28 protein-coding genes are annotated in these 24886 nt (G+C 62.0%); 14 read left to right on the top strand and 14 right to left on the bottom strand.

Annotation, left to right across the window (positions count from 1 at the left end; genetic code table 11):
- Positions 1-8: 8 nt before the first annotated feature.
- Positions 9-341, bottom strand: coding sequence for a BolA family protein (locus ACQZ5H_RS26760; RefSeq protein ID WP_203427828.1), 333 nt, complete (start codon positions 339-341; stop codon positions 9-11).
- A gap of 55 nt (positions 342-396) precedes the next feature.
- On the opposite strand from ACQZ5H_RS26760, the gene ACQZ5H_RS26765 reads away from it, so the two are divergent.
- The 5 genes from ACQZ5H_RS26765 (at position 397) to ACQZ5H_RS26785 (ending at position 5848) form a co-directional block, all read left to right on the top strand.
- Positions 397-1011 (top strand): J domain-containing protein, encoded by a 615-nt coding sequence (locus ACQZ5H_RS26765; RefSeq protein WP_449099511.1) that lies wholly within the window; start codon positions 397-399, stop codon positions 1009-1011.
- 305 nt (positions 1012-1316) lie between these two features.
- Positions 1317-2309 carry a cobaltochelatase subunit CobS gene (gene cobS, locus ACQZ5H_RS26770; protein ID WP_112720187.1) on the top strand — a complete coding sequence of 331 codons (993 nt, stop codon included), beginning with the start codon at positions 1317-1319 and terminating at the stop codon, positions 2307-2309.
- A gap of 12 nt (positions 2310-2321) precedes the next feature.
- Positions 2322-4223 carry a cobaltochelatase subunit CobT gene (gene cobT, locus ACQZ5H_RS26775; protein ID WP_449099472.1) on the top strand — a complete coding sequence of 634 codons (1902 nt, stop codon included), beginning with the start codon at positions 2322-2324 and terminating at the stop codon, positions 4221-4223.
- Between the two features lie 5 nt (positions 4224-4228).
- A complete protein-coding gene (locus tag ACQZ5H_RS26780; RefSeq protein ID WP_449099473.1) occupies positions 4229-5218 on the top strand; it encodes an esterase-like activity of phytase family protein in 990 nt (329 codons plus the stop codon).
- Between the two features lie 69 nt (positions 5219-5287).
- Positions 5288-5848: an ATP-binding protein gene (locus ACQZ5H_RS26785; protein WP_449099474.1), complete on the top strand. Its 561-nt coding sequence runs from the start codon at positions 5288-5290 to the stop codon at positions 5846-5848.
- Positions 5849-5869: 21 nt separating this feature from the next.
- Here ACQZ5H_RS26785 and ACQZ5H_RS26790 read toward each other — a convergent pair whose 3' ends face one another.
- Complete coding sequence (locus ACQZ5H_RS26790) at positions 5870-6505, bottom strand: VUT family protein (RefSeq protein ID WP_199627828.1); 636 nt, start codon at positions 6503-6505, stop codon at positions 5870-5872.
- A 133-nt stretch (positions 6506-6638) separates the two neighbouring features.
- Positions 6639-6938 (bottom strand): 50S ribosomal protein L28, encoded by a 300-nt coding sequence (gene rpmB, locus ACQZ5H_RS26795; RefSeq protein ID WP_112386143.1) that lies wholly within the window; start codon positions 6936-6938, stop codon positions 6639-6641.
- Positions 6939-7175: 237 nt separating this feature from the next.
- On the opposite strand from rpmB, the gene ACQZ5H_RS26800 reads away from it, so the two are divergent.
- Together ACQZ5H_RS26800 and yddG are read left to right on the top strand one after the other, a co-directional pair.
- On the top strand, positions 7176-7952 hold the full coding sequence (locus ACQZ5H_RS26800; RefSeq protein ID WP_449099475.1) for a DUF3108 domain-containing protein: 777 nt from the start codon (positions 7176-7178) through the stop codon (positions 7950-7952).
- 30 nt (positions 7953-7982) lie between these two features.
- Complete coding sequence (yddG, locus tag ACQZ5H_RS26805; RefSeq protein WP_413711273.1) at positions 7983-8876, top strand: aromatic amino acid exporter YddG; 894 nt, start codon at positions 7983-7985, stop codon at positions 8874-8876.
- Here the strand turns inward: yddG and ACQZ5H_RS26810 are convergent, their stop codons facing one another.
- Together ACQZ5H_RS26810 and gloB are read right to left on the bottom strand one after the other, a co-directional pair.
- Entirely contained in the window at positions 8877-9299 is a 423-nt protein-coding gene (locus ACQZ5H_RS26810; protein WP_130284258.1) for a cupin domain-containing protein, read from the bottom strand.
- A complete protein-coding gene (gene gloB, locus ACQZ5H_RS26815; RefSeq protein ID WP_449099476.1) occupies positions 9299-10069 on the bottom strand; it encodes a hydroxyacylglutathione hydrolase in 771 nt (256 codons plus the stop codon). The genes ACQZ5H_RS26810 and gloB overlap by 1 nt, the downstream gene beginning before the upstream one ends.
- Before the next feature lie 53 nt (positions 10070-10122).
- Here gloB and ACQZ5H_RS26820 point away from each other — a divergent pair, with 53 nt between their 5' ends.
- The 3 genes from ACQZ5H_RS26820 (at position 10123) to ACQZ5H_RS26830 (ending at position 13025) form a co-directional block, all read left to right on the top strand.
- Positions 10123-10899 (top strand): class I SAM-dependent methyltransferase, encoded by a 777-nt coding sequence (locus tag ACQZ5H_RS26820; protein WP_112720196.1) that lies wholly within the window; start codon positions 10123-10125, stop codon positions 10897-10899.
- 87 nt (positions 10900-10986) lie between these two features.
- On the top strand, positions 10987-12096 hold the full coding sequence (gene hisC, locus ACQZ5H_RS26825; RefSeq protein WP_413710402.1) for a histidinol-phosphate transaminase: 1110 nt from the start codon (positions 10987-10989) through the stop codon (positions 12094-12096).
- Positions 12093-13025: a prephenate/arogenate dehydrogenase family protein gene (locus ACQZ5H_RS26830; RefSeq protein ID WP_112720198.1), complete on the top strand. Its 933-nt coding sequence runs from the start codon at positions 12093-12095 to the stop codon at positions 13023-13025. Before hisC ends, ACQZ5H_RS26830 begins: the two co-directional genes overlap by 4 nt.
- A 26-nt stretch (positions 13026-13051) precedes the next feature.
- On the opposite strand, the gene ACQZ5H_RS26835 is transcribed toward ACQZ5H_RS26830, so the two are convergent.
- The gene (locus tag ACQZ5H_RS26835; protein WP_449099477.1) at positions 13052-14053 is read right to left on the bottom strand and encodes a DUF2125 domain-containing protein; all 1002 of its coding nucleotides are present in this window, start codon (positions 14051-14053) and stop codon (positions 13052-13054) included.
- Between the two features lie 51 nt (positions 14054-14104).
- Between ACQZ5H_RS26835 and ACQZ5H_RS26840 the strand changes: the two genes are divergently transcribed.
- On the top strand, positions 14105-14635 hold the full coding sequence (locus ACQZ5H_RS26840) for a gamma-glutamylcyclotransferase (protein ID WP_449099478.1): 531 nt from the start codon (positions 14105-14107) through the stop codon (positions 14633-14635).
- A 1-nt stretch (position 14636) separates the two neighbouring features.
- On the opposite strand, the gene ACQZ5H_RS26845 is transcribed toward ACQZ5H_RS26840, so the two are convergent.
- The 4 genes from ACQZ5H_RS26845 to ftsE form a co-directional block, all read right to left on the bottom strand.
- Positions 14637-15434 carry a lysophospholipid acyltransferase family protein gene (locus ACQZ5H_RS26845; RefSeq protein WP_449099479.1) on the bottom strand — a complete coding sequence of 266 codons (798 nt, stop codon included), beginning with the start codon at positions 15432-15434 and terminating at the stop codon, positions 14637-14639.
- A gap of 86 nt (positions 15435-15520) precedes the next feature.
- On the bottom strand, positions 15521-16237 hold the full coding sequence (locus ACQZ5H_RS26850) for a YdcF family protein (protein ID WP_112720202.1): 717 nt from the start codon (positions 16235-16237) through the stop codon (positions 15521-15523).
- Positions 16238-16304: 67 nt separating this feature from the next.
- Positions 16305-17252, bottom strand: coding sequence for a cell division protein FtsX (locus ACQZ5H_RS26855; protein WP_449099512.1), 948 nt, complete (start codon positions 17250-17252; stop codon positions 16305-16307).
- 55 nt (positions 17253-17307) lie between these two features.
- On the bottom strand, positions 17308-17967 hold the full coding sequence (gene ftsE / locus ACQZ5H_RS26860; protein WP_112720204.1) for a cell division ATP-binding protein FtsE: 660 nt from the start codon (positions 17965-17967) through the stop codon (positions 17308-17310).
- A 207-nt stretch (positions 17968-18174) separates the two neighbouring features.
- On the opposite strand from ftsE, the gene ACQZ5H_RS26865 reads away from it, so the two are divergent.
- From ACQZ5H_RS26865 to ACQZ5H_RS26875, 3 genes are all read left to right on the top strand, one after another.
- The gene (locus ACQZ5H_RS26865) at positions 18175-18837 is read left to right on the top strand and encodes a hypothetical protein (RefSeq protein ID WP_449099480.1); all 663 of its coding nucleotides are present in this window, start codon (positions 18175-18177) and stop codon (positions 18835-18837) included.
- A 61-nt stretch (positions 18838-18898) separates the two neighbouring features.
- A complete protein-coding gene (gene hpt, locus ACQZ5H_RS26870) occupies positions 18899-19441 on the top strand; it encodes a hypoxanthine phosphoribosyltransferase (protein WP_112720206.1) in 543 nt (180 codons plus the stop codon).
- Between the two features lie 120 nt (positions 19442-19561).
- Positions 19562-19921, top strand: coding sequence for a response regulator (locus tag ACQZ5H_RS26875; protein WP_130284240.1), 360 nt, complete (start codon positions 19562-19564; stop codon positions 19919-19921).
- Between the two features lie 12 nt (positions 19922-19933).
- Here the strand turns inward: ACQZ5H_RS26875 and ACQZ5H_RS26880 are convergent, their stop codons facing one another.
- From ACQZ5H_RS26880 to lptM, 4 genes are all read right to left on the bottom strand, one after another.
- Positions 19934-20383 (bottom strand): hypothetical protein, encoded by a 450-nt coding sequence (locus tag ACQZ5H_RS26880; protein ID WP_112720268.1) that lies wholly within the window; start codon positions 20381-20383, stop codon positions 19934-19936.
- A gap of 78 nt (positions 20384-20461) precedes the next feature.
- The gene (locus ACQZ5H_RS26885) at positions 20462-23167 is read right to left on the bottom strand and encodes a TIGR02302 family protein (RefSeq protein WP_449099481.1); all 2706 of its coding nucleotides are present in this window, start codon (positions 23165-23167) and stop codon (positions 20462-20464) included.
- Positions 23168-23316: 149 nt separating this feature from the next.
- Complete coding sequence (gene lysA, locus ACQZ5H_RS26890; RefSeq protein WP_449099482.1) at positions 23317-24585, bottom strand: diaminopimelate decarboxylase; 1269 nt, start codon at positions 24583-24585, stop codon at positions 23317-23319.
- 12 nt (positions 24586-24597) lie between these two features.
- Positions 24598-24792, bottom strand: coding sequence for an LPS translocon maturation chaperone LptM (gene lptM / locus ACQZ5H_RS26895; RefSeq protein WP_130284234.1), 195 nt, complete (start codon positions 24790-24792; stop codon positions 24598-24600).
- Between the last annotated feature and the right edge of the window lie 94 nt (positions 24793-24886).

Below are 24886 nucleotides of genomic sequence, written 5' to 3' on the forward strand. Positions count from 1 at the left end.
TGTCTCCGCTACCAGCGGGTGGCTTCACCGGGTGCTGCCGGTTCGACGGCCAGGGCGTGCAGTCCGGCGTCGAGTTCCGGCTTCAACAGCTCGGTGATGGCACGGTGGCGGGCGAGCCTCGTCATTCCTGAAAATTTTTCAGAGACGATGCGAACGCGCATATGCGTTTCGCCTGTTCCTGTTATGTCAGGCTGGTGCCCGGCGTGGAGATGGCTTTCGTTGATGACGCTCAAACGTTCGGGCGCGAAAGCCTCGGTGAGTTTTTCTTCAATGCGGGCCTGCAGGGTCACGTTTTCGTCTCGTTGCTTGTGAAAAAAGGGTTCCCAAGAAGCCAGCAACATTCCCGTTTGTCAATTCTTGTTGTCGCTTCGCGGCAGCCCCATAATTAGCGCCGTCATGAGACTTGATTCCAAATATTTCGATCGCATCCGGACCCGCCGCAAACGCGAGCAGGAACCAGAACAGGCTCCCCCGACCTGTCAGTGGGACGGCTGTGACAAGAAAGGTGCCCATCGCGCTCCCGTCGGCCGCAATGCCGAGGGGCAGTTCTTTCTGTTCTGTTTCGAGCACGTCAAGGAATACAACAAGGGCTACAACTATTTCTCCGGCCTCTCGGACGGGGAGATTGCGCGCTATCAGAAAGAAGCCATCACCGGGCATCGCCCGACCTGGACTGTCGGCGTAAACAAGTCGGCCAAGGACAGCCCGATTCAGTCGGACGTGCGCTCCGGCTCCTATAGTCGCGTCCGCGATCCGTTCGGTTTCGTCAAGGATGCCAAGGGCAACGGGCCGCGGTTTCCCGAGCAGCGCAAGCTGAAGAGCCTGGAAGCCAAGGCGTTCGACACCATGGAGCTGGCCGCCAACGCCACCTCCGCGGAAATCAAGACGCGCTACAAGGAGCTGGTGAAGAAGCACCATCCCGACGCCAATGGCGGGGACCGTGGTTCCGAGGAGCGTTTCCGCGCCGTCATCCAGGCCTATCAATTGTTGAAGCAGAACGGTTTTTGTTAATTCCCGTCCTTGCTCTCCGTCTTCAATCGGGTATGGTCCAAATCGGCTAGGGCCGCAGGCCAACGCGGCATGCATTATTGCGTTTTGCTTCTGGCGCCTTTGCCTTCCTTCCGGACGCGGCGTTTCTTGTCCGGGACTTTGTTCTAAAATGCTCGGGCGTAATCATCCCGCCGAGGTTTCATTTCAGTCCCGGAGAAGCATCGCCGACGTTCTCACCATGGACGGCGCGGAATAGAACTGCATCGTCGTGGTCGTGAAATGGCCTGAGAGATATGGCCGGGTGTTTTGCCCGCCTTGGAGACGTGATGAGCAAGATTGACTTAGATATTCCCGCTCTGCCGGACACCACTGTTTCGGTCCGTGAGGTTTTCGGCATCGATTCCGATATTCGTGTGCCTGCCTACAGCAAGGGCGACGCATATGTGCCGGACCTCGACCCGGATTACCTGTTCGACCGCGAGACGACGCTCGCCATTCTTGCTGGCTTTGCGCATAACCGCCGCGTCATGATCTCCGGCTACCACGGTACCGGCAAGTCCTCGCATATCGAACAGGTCGCTGCGCGCCTCAACTGGCCGTGCGTGCGTATCAACCTCGATAGCCATGTCAGCCGTATCGATCTTATCGGCAAGGACGCGATCGTCGTCAAGGACGGCCTGCAGGTCACCGAATTCAAGGACGGTATCCTGCCCTGGGCCTACCAGCACAACGTCGCGCTGGTCTTCGACGAATACGACGCCGGCCGCCCTGACGTCATGTTCGTTATCCAGCGCGTTCTGGAATCCGCCGGCCGCCTGACGCTGCTCGACCAGAGCCGCGTTATCCGTCCGCACCCGGCTTTCCGTCTGTTCGCGACCGCCAACACCGTTGGTCTCGGCGATACGACCGGCCTCTATCACGGCACGCAGCAGATCAACCAGGCACAGATGGACCGCTGGTCGATCGTGACGACGCTGAACTATCTGCCGCACGACCACGAAGTGAACATCATCGCCGCCAAGGTGAAGACCTTCGGCAAGGACAAGGAAGGCCGCGACACCGTTTCGAAGATGGTGCGCGTTGCCGACCTGACGCGCGCTTCCTTCATGAACGGCGACCTGTCGACCGTCATGAGCCCGCGTACCGTCATCACCTGGGCCGAGAATGCGGAGATCTTCGGCGATCTCGCCTTCGCGTTCCGCGTCACCTTCCTCAACAAGTGCGATGAGCTCGAGCGTGCGCTCGTGGCCGAGCATTATCAGCGTGCCTTTGGCGTCGAGCTGAAGGAAAGCGCTGCCAACATCGTGCTGGAGGCCTAAGGCCGGTCGATCATGGCATCTCGTGGTGACAATTCGAAAGCCAAGCCCAACGGCCCCGTCGATGTGGAGCCGTTGCGGCGTGCGATAACCGGCTGCGTTCGCGCAATCGCCGGTGACGACGAAGTGGAAGTGACCTTCGCCAACGAACGTCCGGGAATGACGGCCGAGCGTATCCGGCTGCCCGAACTTTCGAAGCGCCCGACGGCGCATGAGCTGGCGGTGACCCGCGGTCTCGGCGATTCCATGGCGCTCCGGCTTGCCTGCCACGACGAGAAGGTTCACACGACGATGGCGCCGCAGGGCTCGGATGCCCGCGCGGTCTTCGATGCCGTCGAGCAGGCGCGTGTCGAGTCGATCGGTGCGCTGCGCATGGAGGGCATGGCTGCAAACCTGCGCTCCATGACCGAGGAAAAATACGCCAAGGCCAATTTCTCCGGCATCGAACGCCAGGAAGATGCGCCGATCGGCGAAGCCGTCGCCATGATGGTCCGCGAGAAGCTGACCGGTCAGAAGCCGCCAGCGTCCGCAGGCAAGGTGCTCGATCTCTGGCGGCCCTTCATCGAAGACAAGGCCGGTGCCGAGCTCGATAACCTCTCGAACGTCATCAACGACCAGCAGGCCTTTTCGAAGGTGATCCGCAACATGCTGTCGGCCATGGAAATGGCCGAGGAGTATGGCGACGACGACAGCGAGCCGGAGACCGACGAGGATTCGGATCAGGACGATCAGCCGAGCGGCGACGAGCAGGATCAGGACGAAGTCGACGAAGATGCCGGCTCGGATGCAGCACCTGTCGAAGACAGCGAAGTTGCCGACGAGCAGATGGAGGACGGCGAGACCGAAGGCGCCGAGATCTCCGACGACGACATGATGGAAGAGGGCGAGGACGATTCCGAGACGCCGGGCGAAACCCGCCGCCCGAACACGCCTTTTGCCGATTTCAACGAAAAGGTCGACTATCACGTCTTCACCGAGGAATTCGACGAGATCATTACGGCCGAAGAGCTGTGCGACGCTGCCGAGCTGGAGCGCCTGCGCGCCTTCCTCGACAAGCAGCTGGCGCATCTGCAGGGTGCCGTCGGGCGTCTCGCGAACCGCCTGCAGCGCCGTCTGATGGCGCAGCAGAACCGCTCCTGGGATTTCGACCTCGAAGAGGGTTACCTCGATCCGGCGCGCCTGACGCGCATGATCATCGATCCGATGCAGGCTCTGTCGTTCAAGATGGAGCGCGATACGCAGTTCCGCGATACCGTCGTGACGCTGCTGATCGACAATTCCGGTTCGATGCGCGGACGTCCGATCACGGTTGCCGCGACCTGCGCCGATATTCTGGCCCGTACGCTGGAACGTTGCGGCGTCAAGGTCGAGATCCTCGGCTTCACGACCAAGGCCTGGAAGGGCGGGCAGGCACGCGAGAGCTGGCTTGCCGGTGGCAAGCCGCAGACGCCGGGCCGTCTCAACGACTTGCGCCATATCATCTACAAGTCCGCCGATGCTCCGTGGCGCCGCGCCCGCAGCAATCTCGGCCTGATGATGCGCGAAGGCCTGCTGAAGGAAAACATCGACGGCGAAGCGCTGATCTGGGCGCATAACCGCCTCCTCGCCCGCCGTGAACAGCGCCGTATCCTGATGATGATTTCGGACGGTGCGCCGGTCGATGACTCGACGCTGTCGGTCAATCCGGGCAACTACCTGGAGCGGCACCTGCGCGCCGTCATCGAGCAGATCGAGACGCGTTCGCCGGTCGAGCTGCTGGCCATCGGTATCGGCCACGACGTCACGCGCTATTATCGCCGTGCCGTCACCATCGTCGATGCTGACGAACTTGCAGGCGCGATGACCGAGCAGCTGGCTTCGCTCTTCGAGGATCACGCGGCCGAGCCGCGTGGCGGGCGCCTCCGCCGCGCCAGCTGACCCGTATGATCGCTCTTTCCCGCGTGGCCACCCTTGCCGCCTGCCTCGCGGGATTGCCGTCTGCGGTCTTCGCAGAAAGCGCTCCGATCGAGAGCCGCGTCATCACCACCTTCAAGATCGGCTCTGACGAAACAAGGTTCGGCCCGCTGGAATTTATCGGCGGGTTGGAGATGGTTTCGAGCAACCGGATCTTTGGCTCGTGGTCGTCGATCAAGGTCGATCCGGACCGCAAGCATGTGGCGGGCGTTCTCGATACGGGCCACTGGCTGACGGGTTCGCTGGTGCGCGATGCGCAGGGCCGCCTCTCCGGTCTTGCCGATGTCGGTATCACGCCGATGCAGGATCGCACGGGCCGCAGTTTCGAAGGCAAGGGCCGTATGGATGCCGAGGGGCTGGCGCTCGACAGGGAACGGGCGCTGGTCTCCTTCGAGGGCAATCACCGCGTCGATATCTATCCGCGCCAAGGCTTCGCGACATCAGCCGCCGTTGGCACGCTGCCGATCCTCATTCCGCGCGACGAGCTCAGGGGCAACCGCAGCCTCGAGACGGTGGCAATCGCGCCCGCAGACAGCGCCCTGAAGGGCGCTGCAGTCATCGTTTCGGAAGAGAGCCTTGATGATGACGGAAACGTCTATGCGGCGATCCTGGAGGGGCCGCTGAAGGGCCGGTTCACGGTCAGTCGCAGCGATGATTTCGACCCGACCGACGGCGCGTTCCTGCCGGATGGCGACTTGCTGCTTCTGGAGCGGCGCTTCAATATGGCGAACGGCATCGGCATGCGCATCCGGCGGATCGCTGCTGCCGAAATCCGGCCCGGTGCGGTTGCAACGGGCAAGGTACTGATGACGGCCGATTTCGGCTATGAGATCGACAATATGGAAGGGCTCGATGCCTTCCAGGCGGAGGATGGCTCGACGCATATCATCCTCGTGTCTGATGACAACCATTCGATCCTGCAGCGGAACATGATGCTGGAATTCCGGCTCCTCGACTGAGCGCGCCGCCGAACAACTGTCACAACTTTCCGCTATCTGCTCCCTCCCTTCACCCGTTTCGAGAGAGCCATGCTGAACATCCATGTCATGGGAGCCTCAGGCTCCGGCACCACCACGCTCGGTCAGGCGCTCGCCGAAAAGCTCGGGATCCGTCATCTCGATACCGATCACTTCTTCTGGATGCCGACCGATCCGCCCTTCACGACGCAGCGGCCGGTCGAGGCACGCGTAGAAATGCTGCGCGAGGCGATCGGGGCCGCCGATGGCTGGGTGCTCTCGGGCTCGGCGCTGAAATGGGCGGCCGAGTTCGAGCCGCTCTACGATCTCATCGTCTTCCTCAAGATCGATCCTGTAGTGCGCATGGCGCGCATCCGGCGGCGTGAGGAGACGCGCTACGGCGACCGGATCAAGCCGGGCGGCGATATGGCAGAGAAGAGCCGGGAGTTTCTGGAATGGGCCGAGAGCTACGATACGGCGGGGCCGGAGCGGCGGAGCGCTGCTTCGCATGAGGAATGGCTGAAGGAGAGGGCCACGCCGTTGCTGAGGCTCGACTCGTCACAGCCGGTCGGCGATCTCGTTGCGCAGGTTCTGGGCCATGCAGCATTGATAAAGAAAAGGCCGCAGGCTTAGCGCCGGCGGCCCTTGCTGCAATCAGCGGGCAGGCGTTGCCTGCATCGGGCGCAGGGTGTTCATCAGCGCGCCATAGGGCAGCAGCATGATGAGGCCGACCAGCATCTTCACGGTGAAGTCGCCGAGCGCCCAGGAAATCCAGCGCGGGGCCTCGATCGAGAGCACGCCAAGGATCGGTGCCGTTTCGAGCGCGAAGGGCTCGTTCGGGCCGAAGAAGACGAAGAAGGCGGCGAATGCGAACGAGAAGAAGATGATCGTATCGAGCGCCGAACCGATCAGCGAGCCGACCAGCGGCGCGCGCCACCAGGCCTGACGGCGAAGGCGGTTGAAGACCGAGATGTCGAGCAGCTGGCCTGCCAGATAGGCGGAACCGGAAGCGATCGCGATGCGCGGGACGGCCGTATAGAAAGATAGGCCGACGCCGACGACAAAGCCTGCGAAAACGACCTTGCGGGCGGTCTGCGGGCCGAATTGGCGGTTCGTCAGGTCGGTGATCAGGAAGGCGATCGGATAGGTGAAGGCGCCCCAGGTCAGGATGTCGGCAAGATTGATGCCGGCAACCGTGGCGTTCAGCGGAAACTGAACGAGGAAGTTGGAGGCGACGACGACGAGCGTCATCAGGGCCACATAGATAAGCAGATAGCGTGTCTTCAGCATTTTTTTATCCTGGGTGATGCCACCAGTTGGAGTGAACAAATTTTGGCCGGCACCATGCCGGCAAAGCAAAAGGCTTGTCCGGTATCAACCGTGCAAGCCTTTTGAAACTTTCGAGAAGAAAGCTGGCCGATGCTTAAGCAGCGGCAGCGGCTTCTGCAGTCTTCTTGACGATCTGGCGGCGCAGCAGACGAGCGCGCATCGACAGTTCGTTTTCGCTTGCCTTGATCAGGAACGCATCGAGGCCACCGCGGTGTTCAACCGAACGCAGAGCGTGGGCCGAAACACGGAGACGGTAACGCTGGCCGAGAGCGTCGGAGATCAGCGTAACCTGGCACAGGTTCGGCAGGAAACGACGCTTGGTCTTGTTGTTGGCATGGCTGACATTGTTGCCAACGAGGACGGCCTTGCCGGTCAATTCGCACACGCGAGACATTTGACACCTATTCTTGTTTTTCTCAGCCATCAAATTGCGACGCACGGCAAAACCGGGCTTGCAATCCAAGGCCATGATTGGAAAGTTGCGGTTCTATAGTCAGAGCGGCCGCCCGCGTCAAGCCAAACCTTGGCCTTTCCCGCAATTCTGTCAAAAAGCTCGTGTTTGCTTCGCGGGGCGGGCAGAGTATAGACCGCTTAACAGGGCGGGTTTCGCCCGTCAAACAAGGCTTGCTTCATGGCTCTTTCGGGCAGACGAATTTTGATCGCGGCAACCGCGGCGTTGATGGCCGTTCCGGCAGGTGCGGAAGAAATCCGCCATCGCACGGAATATCGCGTCGCCCTCGGCATCCTGCCGATCGCGCGTGCGGCCTTCGTCACCAAGATCGAGGATGACAAGAGCTACAAGGTTTCCGGCGATATCAGTTCGGCGGGCCTCGCCGATCTGGTGACGACGATCTCGGCCAAGACCAGTGTCGATGGCGTCATCCGCGACGACCGGCTGCAGGCGCAGCGCTATTACCTCTATTACAAGAGCGGCAAGCGGGCGCGCACCTATGAGGTTCGCTATGCCAACGGCAATATCGTCTCGACGACGGTGAAGCCGGAGCGGAAGCTGCCGAACAACTGGGTCAATCTCAAGCCGGGCGACATGCGCGCCGTGCTCGACCCGATCTCCGGGCTGATCTTCCCCGGTGATACGAAGCTCTGCTCGCAACGGCTGCCGATCTATGACGGCGAGATGCGCATGGATCTGGTGCTGTCGCCCAAGGGATCGAAAGATTTCGAAACGGATGGCTTCGCCGGTCAGGCGACGGTCTGCAGCGTGCGCTTCGTGCCGAAGGCCGGATACAAGAAGGGCCGCAAGGATATCGATTACCTCAGCAAGAGCGGCCAGATGGAAATCTGGTTTGCCAAGGCCGACGCCGCGAATGTATATGCTCCTGTCTACGTCAGTATTCCGACGCAGTACGGAACAGTGACGATCAAGGCAGTGAAATACAGCGCAAGCTGACGGAGCCTGTCTCCGGTTTCGGGGGACATGATGAAGCTTCGGGCGACTTTGATCGGGTTCACGGCCATTCTGATGTGGTCGTTTCTGGCGCTCTTTACTGCCGCCTCCGGCAAGATGCCGCCGTTTCAGCTTTCGGCGATTTGCTTTGCCATCGGTAGTATTCCCGGCATTGCCGTGCTCGTTCTCAATCCCTCGCGGCTCGCATTGCTGAAGCAGCCGGCGAAGGTGTGGATAATCGGGATCGCCGGTCTCTTCGGCTACCACTTTCTCTATTTCACGGCGCTCAGGAACGCTCCGGCTGTCGAGGCGGGGCTGATCGCCTATCTCTGGCCGCTGCTGATCGTCGTCGGCTCGGCGCTGCTGCCGGGCGAGAGGCTGCGCTGGTATCACGTTGCCGGCGCGCTCGCCGGGCTCTGTGGCACCTTCCTGATCGTTGGCCGCAACGGCATCAATTTCGACGGCGCCTATGCCGTCGGCTATGGCGCAGCTTTCCTCTGCGCCTTCACCTGGTCCGGTTACTCGCTGCTGACGCGCCGCTTCGATGCGGTGTCGACGGATGTGGTGACCGGCTTCTGCCTTGCCACCTCCGTCCTGTCTCTGATCTGCCATATCGGCCTGGAAACGACGGTCTGGCCGGAAACGTCCTTTGAATGGCTGGCTGTGGTCGGCCTCGGGCTCTTCCCTGTCGGAGCAGCCTTCTATGCCTGGGATTACGGCGTCAAAAACGGCGATATCCAGATCCTCGGTGCCGCCAGCTATGCGGCGCCGCTGCTTTCGACGCTGATCCTGACGCTGTTCGGCTTTGCCGAGCCGAGCCTGCGGATTGCCTTCGCCTGCCTGCTGGTGACCGGCGGTGCGGTGCTGGCGGCGCAGGAAATGTTCCGGCGGAAGTCGGCCGCAGCGGAAGCTGCCGCGGCCGAGTAATCAGGCTTCCGGCTTCCAGTCCGGCGGCGCCATTTCGAATTTCGAGAATTCGAAACCGGGGGCCACGGTGCATCCGACCAGCGTGAATTCGCCGAGCGTTTCGGCTGATTGCCACCAGTTCGCCGGGATGATCGCCTGCGGGCGTTCACCCTTGGCAAAATCGGTGCCGAGTTTCAGCGTCTCGCTGCTGCTGCCATCTTCCGAGCGGTGCAGGGCGAGCGGCGCTCCGGCATAATAGTGCCAGACCTCGGCGGCATCGTGGACGCGATGCCAATGCGACCGCTGCCCGGCTTTCAGGAGATAGTAGATCGCCGTCGAATGGCCGCGCTCGCCGCCATTGGTGTCGCGGAAGGTCTGGACGTACCAGCCGCCTTCCGGGTGCGGCTGCATCGAAAGCGTCTCGATGATCTCGTCTGGAGACATCAGAAATTGTCCTTGCGTTTGCGGATTTCCGCAAAGACCTCTTCGTTCGTCTTGGTTTCCATCAGCAGGTTGCGGCGGATCGCCGGGTCGGCGGCGCGTAGGAAGGGGTTGGTTTCCTTTTCCAGCGCCAAGGTCGTCGGGATCGTGAAGCGTCCCTCGGCGCGCAGCGCCTCGATCTCGGCCGCGCGGGCCTTCAGCCGCTCGTTGTCAGGGTCGATCGTCAGGGCGAAGCGGGCGTTCGACAGCGTGTATTCATGGCCGAAATAGACGGCAGTCTCATCCGGCAGCACCGCAAGCTTCTGCAGCGAATGCCACATGTCGGCAGCTGGGCGCTCGAACAGGCGGCCGCAGCCGAGCGCGAAGAGCGTGTCGGCGGCAAAGAGCAACTTGTCGTCCACGAAGTGGTAGCAGATGTGACCCGCGGTGTGGCCGGGTGTCTCGATGACGTTGACCGTATGGTCGCCGAAGGTGAAGCTGTCGCCATCAGCCATCGTCTTGTCGAGGCCGGGAATGGCAACGGCTTCGTTGACCGGGCCGATGATCTCGCAGCCGAACTGTTCCTTCAGCGCCAGATTGCCTTCGACATGGTCGGTATGGTGATGGGTAGTGAAGATATGCGAAATGCGCCAGCCGCGGCGCTTGGCAGCCGCCTCGACGGCAGCCGCATCCGGCGCGTCGATCGTCGCTGTCAGGCCGGTTTCCGGATCATGCACGAGAACGCCAAAATTATCGGATCGGCAGAGAAAAACTTCTAATTCCAAAGGTTTCATAGTCTAAGCGGCCTCTTTCCCACGGACATGTCCGGAATGTAGAGGCTCCGGCCTTGAAGTCCAACCGCCCACTGATAACATTTAGTGCAATGCACGCGGATATTGTCGATCTACGCCAGTTTTATCATTCCGAGCTTGGCCGTCTGGCGGAGCAGTCGATTGCCATGGCGCTGTCGTCGCTCTGGGTCCGGTTGCCGCAGGAGCGATTGATCGGTCTCGGCTATGCCGTGCCTTTCCTCGACCGATTCAGCGCCGATACCGAGCGCACCTTCGCCTTCATGCCGGCGGGGCAGGGCGCGGTGAACTGGCCGATGGGCTCGCTGTCGTCGACGGCCCTGATCTTCGACGAGGAACTGCCGCTTCCGGACTCGTCGATCGACCGTGTGCTGATGGTGCATTCGCTGGAATTTGCCGAGAGCCCGCGGGAGACGCTGAAGGAGCTCTGGCGCGTGCTGGCGCCGGGCGGGCGTCTCGTCATCGTCGTTCCGAACCGCCGCGGCGTCTGGGCGCGCATGGAGCACACGCCCTTCGGTTCGGGCCGGCCCTATTCGCGTGGCCAGCTGACGCATCTGCTGCGCGAGACCAATTTCACGCCGGGCGCCACGGCCGAGGCGCTGTTCTTCCCGCCGTCCAAGCTGCGCACGGTGCTCAGCCTGCGGCGCGGCTTCGAGCGGATCGGGCGCACGCTCTGGCCGGCCTTTTCCGGCGTCATCATCGTCGAGGCGCAGAAGCGTCTCTATCAGGGGCTGCCGGTGGCTGCTCGCGCTTCGCGGCGCGTTTTTGTGCCGGTTCTGGCACCGCACGGCGTTCCGACGACCCGCAACCGCTAAGTCCTGCTCGACAAAAGCCGCTTTCCCCTTTATTGCCACATGGCAATTTTGAGCTGGATTTCCCGGCATTTTTCCAAGGTCGAAGCTATGAGCGTTGAGAAGAGCAAGCCCGTTCCGCGTCCCGGTATCCTGGATATCGCAGCCTATGTGCCGGGCAAGGAACATGCGCCGGGCGTTGCGCGCGTCTACAAGCTCTCCTCCAACGAGACGCCGCTCGGTGCCAGCCCGAAGGCGATCGAGGCATTCAAGAGCGCTGCCGGCAATCTCGAGCGCTATCCCGATGGCCAGGCCCATGAGCTGCGCGAAGCGATCGCTGCGGTTCATGGTCTGAATCCGGCTAACATCATGTGCGGCAACGGCTCGGACGAGCTGCTTGGCCTGCTTTGCCACGTCTATCTCGGTGCCGGCGACGAAGCGATCATCACCGAGCACGGCTTCCTGGTCTACAAGATCCAGATCATGGGCGCGGGTGCGACGCCCGTGACCGTCAAGGAGAAGGATCACGCGGTCGACGTCGACGCGATCCTCGCCGCCGTGACGCCAAAGACCAAAATGGTGTTCATCGCCAATCCGGGCAATCCGACCGGAACCTATGTGCCGGTCAGCGAGATCCGCCGTCTGCAGGCCGCGTTGCCGAAGGATGTCGTGCTGGTGCTCGATGCAGCCTATGCCGAATATGTCCGCCGCAACGATTATGAATCCGGCATCGAGATCGTCTCGTCCAACGCAAACGTCGTCATGACCCGCACCTTCTCGAAGGTCTATGGTCTGGCAGCGCTCCGCGTCGGTTGGATGTATGCGCCGGCCGAGATCATCGATGCCGTCAACCGCATCCGCGGCCCGTTCAACATGAATGCGCCGGCAATCTCCGCAGGTGCTGCGGCTGTTCGCGACCAGGCGCATGTTCAGGACGCCGTCGCCTTCAACCTGATGTGGATCGAGAAGCTCAAGGGTGCCTTCGAGGCCATTGGCCTGACGGTTACGCCGTCGGTGACCAATTTTATTCTGATCCACTTCCCGGATGCCGACGGCAAGCGCGCTGCCGATGCCGACGAGTTCCTGACCAGCCGCGGCTACGTGCTGCGCGCCGTCAAGGGCTACGGCTTCCCGAACTCGCTGCGCATGAGCGTCGGTCCGGAAGAAGCAAACCGCGGCGTTATCGAGTCGCTCGGCGAGTTTATGGGGCGTAAGGTATGACGATCCAGTTCGACCGCATCGCGCTTATCGGTATCGGCCTCATCGGCTCCTCGATCGCCTATGACGTCAAGCGGCTGGGGATTGCCAAGGAAGTGGTGGTCTCGACCCGCAGCGCCGAAACGCTGAAGCGGGCGCAAGAGCTCGGGCTCGGCGATCGCTACGTGCCGTCGGCGGCGGAAGCCGTGAAGGGTGCGGATCTGGTGATTGTGTCGGTGCCGGTTGGTGCCTCGGGCAGCGTCGCGAAGGAAATTGCAGGCACTCTGATGCCGGGCGCGATCGTCACCGACGTCGGCTCCACTAAGGCGTCGGTTATCGCGCAGATGCAGCCGCATATGCCGGAGAACGTCCATTTCATCCCGGGCCATCCGCTCGCCGGTACCGAAAAATCCGGTCCGGATGCCGGTTTCCCAGGGCTGTTCGAGCAGCGCTGGTGTATCTTCACGCCGGTTGCCGATACCGATCCGGCTGCGATCGCCAAGCTCAGGGCATTCTGGGAAGCGCTCGGCGCCCGCGTCGACGAGATGGATCCGGAACATCACGACAAGGTGCTGGCGATCGTCTCGCATCTGCCGCACATCATCGCCTACAACATCGTCGGCACCGCCGATGATCTGGAGACGGTGACGGAATCGGAAGTCATCAAGTATTCGGCATCCGGCTTCCGCGACTTTACGCGTCTGGCGGCATCCGACCCGACGATGTGGCGCGACGTCTGCCTGCACAACAAGGATGCAATCCTTGAGATGCTGGCACGTTTCTCAGAAGATCTCGCCTATCTGCAGCGCGCGATCCGCTGGGGCGAGGGCGACAAGCTGTTCGAGCTCTTCACCCGCACCCGCACCATTCGCCGCTCGATCATCCAGGCCGGCCAGGACGTCGATGCGCCGGATTTCGGCCGCCCGCACGGGCAGGATCAGAAGAAGAGCTGATCCGGGGGCGTTTTTCAAGAAACGCTTTAGATCGGCGGGATCGAGCCGAGCGGAATGAAGCCGCTGATGGTCGCCTCGCCGCGATTGACGACCAGATCCACCGAAGCGCGCTCGCCGCCACCGGCCAGCGCCTTCAGGAGCTTGGCGGCGGTATCGACCGTCTTAGCGACCTGCGGGAAGGCCTGCTTGATGCTGTCGCGCCAAGGGCCGAGCTGCTCGATCTCCAGCTTGAACTTGCCCGAGAGGAAACCCTGCTCGTCGAAGGAGAAGGGGCCGGTCAGCGTCATTACCTTGCCGTCACCGATATCAACCACGACCTTTCGCAGCTCGCCGTTTGCGCCGTAAATGCCCTGCCTGTCGCTGCCGTCGACCATGCCTGCCTTGCCTGCGAGCGTGACATCGGCGCTGGCTGAGAATTTCGGGAAGACCTGCGGCCAATCCTTGATGACGGTATTGGCGTCCTGCAGCGAGATCGCGCCGTCGAGATCGCCTTCGTTCTGGCGCAGATGGATTTCCGTGCGGCCGGCATCGACGTTGATCGTCTGCCCGTCATAGGAGGAAATCGCGGTTGCTTTCAGGCCCTCGATGACGGTCGAGGTGCGGTCGATGCCGCGCAGCTTGGTGATCAGGCTCGATTGCAGGTTCGCCCATTGGGCGTTGACCGTCAGGCCGTTGGCCGTGCGGATTTCGGCTGGAGAATCCAGTTCCCAGACGATATGGCCGGGCGCATAGACCTGTGCGGCAGAGCGCAGGGCGCCGAAGCTTGCGGATACGCCGTTCTTGTTGTCGTCGACATCCACTTTCGAGCAATAGAGGCCGATGCGGAAGGGATAGCCGCGGAAATCGATATCCGTGCACTCGCCGCTGACGCCAGCGGTATTGCGCGGCGCGATCGCCTTCAGCACCGTGTCCTTGAGCTGCGAGGCGGCATAGAACCAGCCGCCGGTATAGATCGCGATAACCAGAACGATGCCCAATCCAAGCCACCAGAATTTTCTGCTGCTACCGGATTGGCTTGACGCTGCCATGATGTTCTCCAATGGTGAATCGCGAATGGGAATCTCGGTCTGGCTTGCGATATGGACGAATTTTGGGTGTTTGGCTACGGATCCCTGATGTGGAATCCGGGCTTTGAGTTTGCCGAACGGTCGCAGGCTCTGATTTATGGCTACAGGCGTTCGCTCTGCGTCCGCTCCTGGGTTCATCGCGGTACCGAGCAAAATCCGGGGCTCGTGCTCGGGCTCGATCGCGGCGGTTCATGCCGCGGCATGGCGTTTTCGGTAGCGCGTGAAAATTGGGAAGAGGTAATCGAGTATCTCCGGGCGCGCGAGCTCGTCACCAATGTCTATTTGGAGCGGAAGGTGCCGCTTCTCCTGGCTGATGGACGCGCCGTGAAGGCGGTGACCTATGTCGTCGATCGCGCGCACAGGCAATATGCCGGCGCGCTCGATGCGCTTGAGGCGGCTCGCGTGGTCGATCGCGCAGAGGGCCAGTCGGGGCCGAACGACGCCTATGTCTTCAATACGCTTGCCCATCTGAAGGAGATGGGCATTCGCGATCATTGGCTGGAGCAGGTGGTCGGCGAAGTCGAGCGGTTGCGCGCGGCCTAGATTACGCTGACGCAGCCTTTGTCTGGCGCAGGACCGCCAGACGATCGATCGCCGTCTGCGGCAGCGGCAGGTCCGGATTGCGGGCGACGGTATCGAGCAGCAGCTCGTCGCTTGCCTTTTCCGTCACGTCGATCAGATGTGCAAAGAAGGCGTCGGGATCCATGCCCGGCTGGATCGGGGCGAGGATCCGGACCTTGAAATGGCCGGGATAGCGCATGGTGCTGCGGCGCGGCCAGAACAGGCCGGGATGCATGGCGATGGGAACGACGGGGATGTTGAGGTCGCGGTACATGCGGGCGATGCCGTATTTGTAGACCGGCTCGGCGCCCGGCGGACGGCGCGTACCCTCGGGATAGATGATCAGCTGGCGGCCTGTCGAAAGCTCTTCCTTGGTGCGCTTCAGCACCTCGACCATGACCTTGCCGCGGGCGCCGCGATCGACCGGGATCATCCGCTGCTTCTTGGCATACCAGCCGAAGAGCGGGATCCACATCAGTTCGCGCTTCAGAATATAGACCGGATCCTTCAGCCAGGGCAGGATCGCGTACGTGTCCCAGAAGGACTGATGCTTGGGCGCCAGGATATAGCTGCCATCGGGCAGGTTCTCCAGGCCTTCGATCTCGAAGGTGGTGCCGACGATCTTTTCCATCAGCCAGTGATTGGAAAGCGCCCAGTTCTTCGGGATGCGGTAGGCCGTCTCGCGCGACACGATGAAGTAATAGGGCGAGAGCACGATCATCCGGATGATCAGGTTGACGTAGAAGATCGTGTTGAAGAGAACGGAACGCAGGGCGAGCATAAGGATTCCCGAAAAGCCTATATCCGCGGGCAGGGCGGTTGCGATCTGCCTACACGATTATCGCTGCCATAAAAAGACGGTTTGGCTCAGCCTTCGCCGCCCATCTCCGCCGAGCGCAGGCCCGGATGGCGGCCGAAGCCGGTGATATTGCGGGCGCCGGCGAGCAGCACCTTGCCATATTCCGCCAGCATGACGCGCAGCGCATTCGGATCCATGAACCAGGCGCGGGTCTTCAGGTCGGAATTGACGACCGGGTAGGGAATGAACTGCGTGTCGCTATCGACATAGGCAAGTTCGGCGAGGCTCCGCGGCATGTGGTAATTATTGGTGACCACGAGAACGCTTTTATAGCCCTTCGCGTGGATCCAGTTCGAGGCTTCCTCGGCATTGCCGATCGTGTCGATCGCGTCATAGCCGATATCGACACAGCAATCGAAGAGATCGGCGGAACCCGTCGTCGTCTTGCGGATCTGTGCGGGTGTCGTGGAGGGGTGGACGCCGGAGATCAGCAGGCGCTTGCCGGCGCCCTTCTGCAATAGCTCGACGGCCTGGTCGATGCGCTGGTAGCCGCCTGTCAGGACGACGATCGCGTCGGCCTTCGGGTCTGCCGGCGGCTTCATCGTGGTGATCGAATCGGCAAAACGCAGGAAGCCGCCGAAGATCAGGGCGATGGCGAGAATGCAGGCAAATCCGCTCCAGCGCAGCATCCGGCGCAGCGGGCCGCGGCGCGGCGTCTCGACCCGGTAGCTTGCAAGTGCCGGATCGGGCCGAATCGGATTGCGTCGCGTATAGCCCATGGTCATGAGTCGTGCATATATCGAGATTGCGGCGGGGAACAGGCAAAGGCGGCGGTAAATGTGATCGCTGTCATCAGCTCGCTATCCCGTCTGTTCGTGTCGGATCGGAGCGGAGTGTATCGATCTCGTATATCGTGCGGACGACCGTAACGCGCGCCGTCAGGGTCGTCAGCAGGGCGATGATGATCATCGTCGCGAAGGTGCCGGCATAGCCGAGCGCGCCGACGGAGAAGGTGCCGAACAGCGCGGTTGCCTGATCGGTCTGCGGTGTGGCGATGGTCTTGCTCTGCAGGAAGCCGGCGCTGGCGAAGAAGAGGGCGGCAAGCGCGCTACCGATCGCCGAGCCCTTGAGGCTGATCTTCAGGAAGTGCTTCTGGAATTCGGTGGCGACGAAAGAGCTTTCTGCGCCGACGAAATGCAGAACCTCGACGATATGGCGATTGCCGGACAGGGCGCCGCGTGTCGCGAAGACAACAGTCAGCACCATGGCGGTGAAGACGAGGAGCAGGATGCCGGTGCCGATCATCACGGTCGTATGCGCCATCGAGACCAGCCGGTCGACCCAGGTTCTGTGGTCGTCCAGCGTCGCCTGCGGGATACTGTCCTTGAGCAGCGAGCGCATTGCCTCGAAATCCGGCGGATTGTTTTCATCGATCGTGACGATAACGAGCCTGGGGACCGGGAGTTCCTTGAGGTCGAGACCGCTGCCGAGCCAGGGCTCGAGCAGGCGTGCCGTTGCCGCCTCATCGACGATCTGGCCGCTCTTGGTGCCGACGAAGGTCATGGCGATATCACGGGCCTGGTTCAGCGCCTTTTCCATGTCGAGGCCGTCGTCCGGCTTGATCTGAATGGTGATCTCGCGGGAGATCTGGCTTTCCCAGCTAGCAGCCGTCGACCGCACCATGCTGACGCCGCCAAGCGTCAGGCAGGCGAGGAAAGCCATGATGGCGATCACCACCATCAGCGCGTTGCCCTGAATATTCGAGGGCGGCAGGATCGGGGCCGTCGGGCGCACGCGCATTTCCGGGCGCTTCTGCTGCGCTGCGGGTTCGGCCGCCGGTTTCTTGGAGGATCGCTCAGTCATAGACGTCGAGATGCCCCCCGGAAAGAATCATGCGGCGCGCCTCGACCTGGTCCATGAGGGCCAGATCGTGGGTGGCGATGACGACGGCGGTGCCGAGCCGGTTGAGCTCGAGGAAGAGATTGAGCAGGCGGCGCGCCATCGGCGGGTCGACGTTGCCGGTCGGCTCATCGGCTAGCAGGATTTCGGGGCGGTCGATCAGCGCCCGAGCAATCGCGGCACGCTGCTTCTCGCCGCCAGACAGCACCGGCGGCAGCACGTTGATGCGCTCGCCGAGGCCGACCCATTTCAGGAGTTCCAGCACATCGGTCTTGTAGGTGCTCTCGTCCTTGCCGCGCACGCGCAGCGGAAGCGCGACGTTTTCATAGGTTGTCAGGTGATCGAGAAGGCGGAAGTCCTGGAAGACGATGCCGACACGGCGGCGCAGCAGCGGCAGCTCGGGCCGCGGAATATCGGAGATATCGCGGCCGAACATGCGGATCAGACCGCGGGTCGGCTGCAGCGACATGAACAGAAGACGCAGCAGCGTGGTCTTGCCGGCGCCGGAGGGACCCGTCAGAAACTGGAAGGACTTTTTCGGAATGTCAAAGGTCAGGTCCCGGAGGATTTCCGGTCCCATACCATAGCGCAAACCGACATTCTCGAAGTGGATCAACGGGCAACTCAGATTGTTCGAGGTTTCACACCATCGACTTGTTAACCAACTCGATTAACAACCGGTAAATTTCGGCGGAAAGATGCCCGGCCGATGCCAGATTTAGCGAAGCATTAACCATTAAAATTTACGACTGGGCGGGATTCGTTTCAATGCCTGGGATCGTCCATGCACTGAAACCATGTGAAGAGCTGAAAGGCCGTCATCATGGAAGCATCTTCGTTCAGCCGCCGTTCGCCCGGCCACGCTTATGATTTCCTGCCGCCAGACCGGGCGGCGCGCCAGCCGCGGGCGAGCGCTCGCCCTGCCGATATCTCGGATGCCGAATTCGTCGTCATCGGCGGCCGGCAGTCGCAGGCGTTCAACGCCAAAAGCTTCAACGACAATCGCAAGCAACAGGCCGCAGCCGTCAGGAAGGCGGAGCCCCCCAAGGCGTTTTCGGCTGCAGCGGGCATCGCCCGCGGTGTCGAGGAGCATCTGCAGCAGGCGTCGTTCAAGAGCTTCACGGCGCTGGTCTTCCTACTTTTCCTGTTGGTTTTCGGCCTTTCCGGCGGCTTTTCCGGGCTGCAGGCAGAGGACCAGGCGGCCGCGGGATCGCCGCTGCATTTCACCCACGTGACACTGACGCCGCGTGATGCCAACGGCATGCGCATCCTGATGATCAACGGCATTCTCGAAAACGAGAGCGGCACGACCCAGACCGTGCGGCCGATCCGCGCCGATCTTGTCAGCGACGGCAGGCTGACCGCAAGCATCGTCATCAACCCGCCCGCTGACGTCATCTATGGCGGCGAGAGCCGCGGATTTTCGGCGCGCGTCCAGCACTCTGGTGGAAAAATGCCGGAAGTCCGGCTGTCATTCATGCCCTAAGGGTGTTTCTCCGCCTCTAATGTGCTAACGGCTTACCCTTCATTTTCACGGAGCAAGCCGTATGCCTGTCGTGCGCGGAAAAAATATCGAGCCTCTTTTCACTGCCGAGCAGATTGCCGAGCGCAATGATGCGATGGCAAAGCAGATCGCCGAAGGTCCCACAAAGGACCTTTTGGTCATTGCCGTTCTGAAGGGGTCGTTCATTTTTGCCGCCGACCTCATCCGGGCGCTGCACAACAACGGTCTCGCCCCCGAGGTCGAGTTCATCACGCTGTCGAGCTACGGCACGGGAACGGTTTCGCAGGGCGTTCGCATCGTCAAGGATATCGACAGCGACGTGAAGGACCGCGACGTCCTCCTGATCGACGACATCCTAGAATCCGGCCGCACGCTGCTGTTTGCTAAGGAACTGCTGTTCGAACGCGGCGCCCGCAACGTGACGATCGCCGTGCTGCTCGACAAGAGCGTCAAGCGCAAGGAAAAGCTCGAGGCTGATTATGTCGGCTTCGAATGCCCCGACTATTTCGTCGTCGGCTACGGCATGGACGTTGCCTATGCTTTCCGCGAACTGCCCTTCGTCGGCGTCGTCACCGGCGACGCCTGAGCCGTCCCGGATGCAGACGGGTTGTTAACCATCCCGTCCATCGCCCGCCGCTGTTTACCGATCGCAAAGGAGCGGCGTGCGATCTCCGTCTTGGGGCATGAAGACGGAGCGATGCACATCATGGCAAAAATTCTGATCACGGAAGACGAAGATTCCCTCCGTTCTTTCGTCGCCCGGGCACTGCGGCTCGACGGTCATGAGACCGAAGAAGCGGCCGATGGTGCCGAGGGACTGGAGAAGCTGAAGGACGGCGTTTACGACCTGCTGCTCTCCGATATTCGTATGCCCGTCATGGACGGTATCGAATTGGCACACCAGGCAAAGTCGGCGTTTCCGGCGCTGAAGATCCTGCTGATGACCGGCTATGCCGAACAGCGCGAGCGCGCTGATGATCTCGCAGAAAAGATCGTTGATGTGGTCTCGAAGCCATTTGCGCTTCCCGATATCCGCAAGGCGGTTGCCCGCGCTCTGGCTGCCTGATTTCGGGCAGCCTCAGTTATCGTCGGGGACGAATTTGCCTTCGTAGCGCACCCGGAAATTCCGCCTGTGAAAATCCTGCTCGAAGCAGACGAACACCAGTTCGATGTCATTGTCGCTGTCCCGCTTTCCGAGCAGGCTGAGCGTGATAACGATGACGCCGCTATAGCCGCGGGTGATGCGGAAGGCCGCGTTGCGGATATCGGTCGCTTCGGGATCCCGCCTGTCTTCACGGCGCTCGTAGATGATCCAGAAGCGGGCCGCATCCCATGTCTTCCTGAGGATCTCGCTGACTTCGGCCTTGAACTCTTCGGCATGCATTGCCGGGCCCCAGGACAAGGCCGTCTCGCCGGCATCGCTGACGACGTTGAGATAGCCGTCATACTGGTAGGCGCCTGACAGCGCCCGTTCGATCATCTCGAATGCCGAGTTTTCGCTGATTGCGGTCTTGAAGAGAATTGCCATCGAATCGCTGTCGTTCGTCAATCGTCAAGATTGACATTACGAAGCTGACCGAAAAACGCGAGCCCTTCGGCCGCCCGATTACTGAATATCGAGCAGCCGCTCCAGATAACGCCGCTCCATTTCCTGCGGCGGGTTGTTGCCGAGCTTCTCGCGGATGGCATCGAGGATCTCGCGGGCACGCTGGACGTCGATCTCGTCGGGTACCTTGACGGTGTCGCCGAAATCGGGGCCGTCGGCGCGGCGCGGACGACCGAGCGGATCGCGGCCGTTCTGGTCACCCTGGCCAACCTGGCCGTTCGGTCCCTGTTGACCCTGCTGGCCCTGTTGTGCCTGCATCATCTGGCTCATCATGTCGCGGGCGCCCTGGCGCAGGGCTTCCAGCGCGCGGCCCTGGCCCTGGACGGCGGTATCGCCGCGGCCCTGGCCGAGTTCGCGTCCGGCGCCTTCCATCTCGCGCTGTGCCTGGCCGAAGCCCGGGCCGGGCTTCATGCCCATGTCGCCGAGGCCCTTCTGCAACTCGCCGAGCTGCTTGCCGAGCGCATCCTGCTGCTCGCGCAGCTTTTTCAGCGCGTCACGCAGCTGCTGCTCGGTCATCTCGTTCGACTGTTGATCGCCCTGCTGACCGTTCTGGCCCTGCTGCTGTTGCTGCTGACCCTGATCCTGCTGCTCGCCGTCCTGGCCGGGCATCATGTTGTCGAGCAGTGGATCGTTCATGCCCATGTCGGGGTCGCCGCGCTGCATGCGGTCGCGCAGCTGCTGGTCCAGCTTGAAGGTCTGTTCCATCAGCTGCTGCTGATCGCGCAGGATCTTGCCGAGCTTGTCCATCTGCTGGCGCATCTGGCTGTTGTCGCCCTGCTGCTGCTGGCCCTGCTGCGGCCTGCCTGCCTGCAGGTTATTCATCATCCGCTGCAGTTCGGACAGCATCTGCTGGGCCGCATCGCGGTTGCCGGAGCGGGCAAGGTTTTCGATCTGGTCCATCATGCGCTCCAGATCCTGCTGGCGCAGCATCTGCGCATTCTGGTTGGGCTGCGTCATCGGCGCATTCTGCATGCGCTGAGCGAGCTCCTTCATGTAGTCGTTCATTGCCTTGCGAAGCTCGTCCATCAGCTTCTTGATCTCGGCGTCCGGCGCATTGCGCTGCAGGGCGTCGGCGAGGTTCTGCTGGGCGTTGCGCAGGTTACGCTCGGCCTGAGAGAGGTCGCCATCCTCGATGCCGAGGGCGATGTCCCAGAGATAGTCGGCGGTGTCCTTCAGCTGCTCGTCGGTCTTGGCGAGCTTCATGCGCGCCAATGCGGATTCGATCAGCAGGTAATTTGTGAGCTTCGGGATCGTCTCTTCGGGGCGGATCGTCAGCGCCTCGTTCAGCGCGATCGCCTCGGGCATCTTGCGGGTATCGAGCGCGAAGACCTGGCGCTCCTCGGCAACGGCTGCGGCCAGCGGCTCGTTGAACGGGCGGGCAGGCAGCGTCATTTCGTGCGGCGGGCTGCGGCCGATCTGGCCGGCGCCATCCTTGGCAACCAGCGTGACGCGGACGCGCTTGCCGGCGAGCGGATGCTCGGTCAGGTTCTTGCTGCTGACGCCCTTTGCGTCGCGCGCATTACGGCGCGGAATCTCGAGGCGGAAATCGGGAAGCGGGTAGAGCGGCTTGGCTGACGGATCGGTCTCCACCGGCAGGATTTCGGCATGGGCTTCCTGGATGCCGTAATCGTCCTTGGCGGTGAACTTGATCTCCAGCGCGCCGTTGACGGTTGCCTTCGGGATGCCGTCGAAGGCGATTTCGGGCGCCTTGTCGGGGATGACGTTGAAGGTCCAGCTTCGGCCATTCAGCTGCAGCGCGCCGTTTTCCTCAAGCTTCATCAGGTGCGTCTGCGCTGCGGGAACAGGTGTTTCGCCGGCTGCCGCCTGCTGTGGCTGCGGCTGTTGGGGTTGCTGCGGCGCGCCAAGCGGCTGCTGGATTGCCTGCTTTTCAGCGGCAATCTCTTTCGCCTCGCCGTTCTCCTTCTTGAAGACGACTTTCTCGTCGGCCTGGCCGCCGCTGACGCGCACCGTCAGGTTGGAGAATTGCGGGACGTTGATGGGCGCCTGTTCGGTACCTGTTGCCGTGAGGTAGACGGGCGCACGGCCGGTATAGGAGGGTGGCGTGACCCAGGCGTCGATGCGCACGGCCGGATTGCTTTCACCCTGCTCGACCGGTGGCTGGAAGGCGTCGGCGATCGAGCCGCCATTGGTCGACAGCGAATAGCCGAAGCCCATGACGACGAGCAGCGCCGGAATGGCGCGAAGAGCGAAACGGTCGTGCTTGGCGATGTCAGGGCGAGGGAAACCGGCATCGAGTGCGGCGATCTTCTCGGCCATGCGCGTCTGATGTTCGCGCCAAAGGGCACGGGCGAAGGGTGTGTCGAAGGCCGGTTCGTCTTCCTGCACGGTGACCGGCTGGTGCGGCAGGCCGTTGCGCTCTTCGAGAAGGCGGTCGGCTTCCGCCGTATCCGGCCAGCGCAGGCGGCGGAACGGGATCAGCGCGGCAACCAGCGCTCCGGCAAAGGCGATCAGCAGCAGAATGCGGGCGATATCGGGGACGCTGCGGAAAAGGCCGAACCAGGAGGAGGCCAGATAAAGCGCGATGACCGAAAGAACCGGCACCAGCGGCGGCAAGATTTGCTCGGAAAGGAGGACGACACGCGCGAAGAGCCGCTTTACCGCAACCAGCCTCGCAAGAGATGGCCTGATGGCAAATGCACCATGTCCCTGCCTGCCTGGGCTCTTCTTCAATCCGGTCTCCGCCATGGCGTGTTAGAGTAACAGTGGGCGCTTCCGGCGATTGCTCAGCAATTCGCTCGCATGCTGAAAGGATAACACTCTTTGTGGCGAAGGCGAGGGCGGCCAGCTGCTAATGCCGGTTTTTCACGCCCAGTCGCCAAAAAGTGATGCTTTCGTCAGTCGAGCCAGGCCGGGACGGAATCGAGGCCGATCAGTTCCTCGTAGGTCCGGCGCGGCCGGATAACATGGAACTCGGAGCCCTTCACCAGGACTTCGGGAACCAGCAGGCGGCTGTTATACGTGCCCGCCTGCACCGCGCCATAGGCGCCGCCGGACATCACGGCAAAGAGATCGCCGGGCTTCGGCATCGCCATTTCGCGATCGAGCGCCAGGTAGTCGCCGGTCTCGCAGACCGGGCCGACGATATCGGCCTTGATGCGCGGCGCGTTGGCGGCCGAAATCACCACAGGCTTGATCTCGTGATAGGCTTCGTAAAGCGTCGGGCGGATGAGGTCGTTCATGGCGCCATCGACGATGACGAAGGTCTTCTCGCCGCCATCCTTCACATAGAGGACTTCGGTCACCAGGATACCGGCATTGCCGACGATGAGGCGGCCGGGCTCGGTGACGATCTTGCAGTTGAGGCTGCGCAGCTGGTTCTTGACGATCGCCGCATAGGCATCGGGAAGCGGCGGCGGGTTGTTGTCGTCCTTGTAGGGGATGCCGAGGCCACCGCCGATATCGACGTGATGGATGTCGTGGCCATCGCCGCGCAGCGTATCGACGAGATCGCGCAACAGCTTGAAGGCGTCGTCGAAAGGCTGCAGCTCGGTGATCTGGCTGCCGATATGCATATCGATGCCGGTAACCTCGATGCCCGGCAGGGTGGCGGCGCGCGCATAGACGGCGCGGGCGCGTTCCCATGAAATGCCGAACTTGTTTTCCTTCTTGCCGGTCGAGATCTTCGAATGCGTCTTGGCATCGACATCAGGATTGATGCGGAAGGAAACGGGAGCCTTCTTGCCTGCCTTGACGGCGCGCTGGTCGAGGATCTCGAGCTCCGGCTCGGACTCGACGTTGAAGCAGTAGATGCCGGCTTCGAGCGCGAAATCCATCTCGTGCGGCGTCTTGCCGACGCCGGAGAACATGATGCGGCTTGCCGGGATGCCGGCGGCCAGCGCGCGGCGCAGCTCGCCTTCGGACACGACGTCGATACCAGCGCCGAGCTTGCCGAGGGTCTTCAGCACCGCCTGGTTCGAGTTCGCCTTCATGGCGTAGCAGACCATGGAGTCGACGTCGTTGAAGGCTTCGGCGAATACGCGGTAGTGGCGCTCCAGCGTCGCGGTGGAATAGCAGTAGAAGGGTGTGCCAACGGCCTTGGCGATGTCGGGAACGGGAACGTTCTCGGCGTAGAGGATGCCGTCGCGGTACTCGAAATGGTTCACGGCTTTAGCCTATCAGAGCAGGGGATCGAGAAGGAAAGGCTTGTCTGCGACACCCGGCTGTTTCGTCGGCTTGGAGGAATCGCCACCCTTCGTTGCCATCGCGCTCGGCGGATCGAGATCGCCTTTGCGACCGCATCCGGCAACGGCAAGGCCGATGACGGCGAAAACGACCGTCAGGCGGATGAGGTGCGGCAAGCTGGTCTGCATGGGATTCCTCTTGGAGCGGCGCTGTTGGAGACCTTCATAGCGAAGTTTATCCGGCTTGTGCACCCTGATTGTTGCGCTGATAGCGGCGGCCGGA

The sequence above is a fragment of the Rhizobium sp. 21-4511-3d genome (assembly GCF_053522545.1).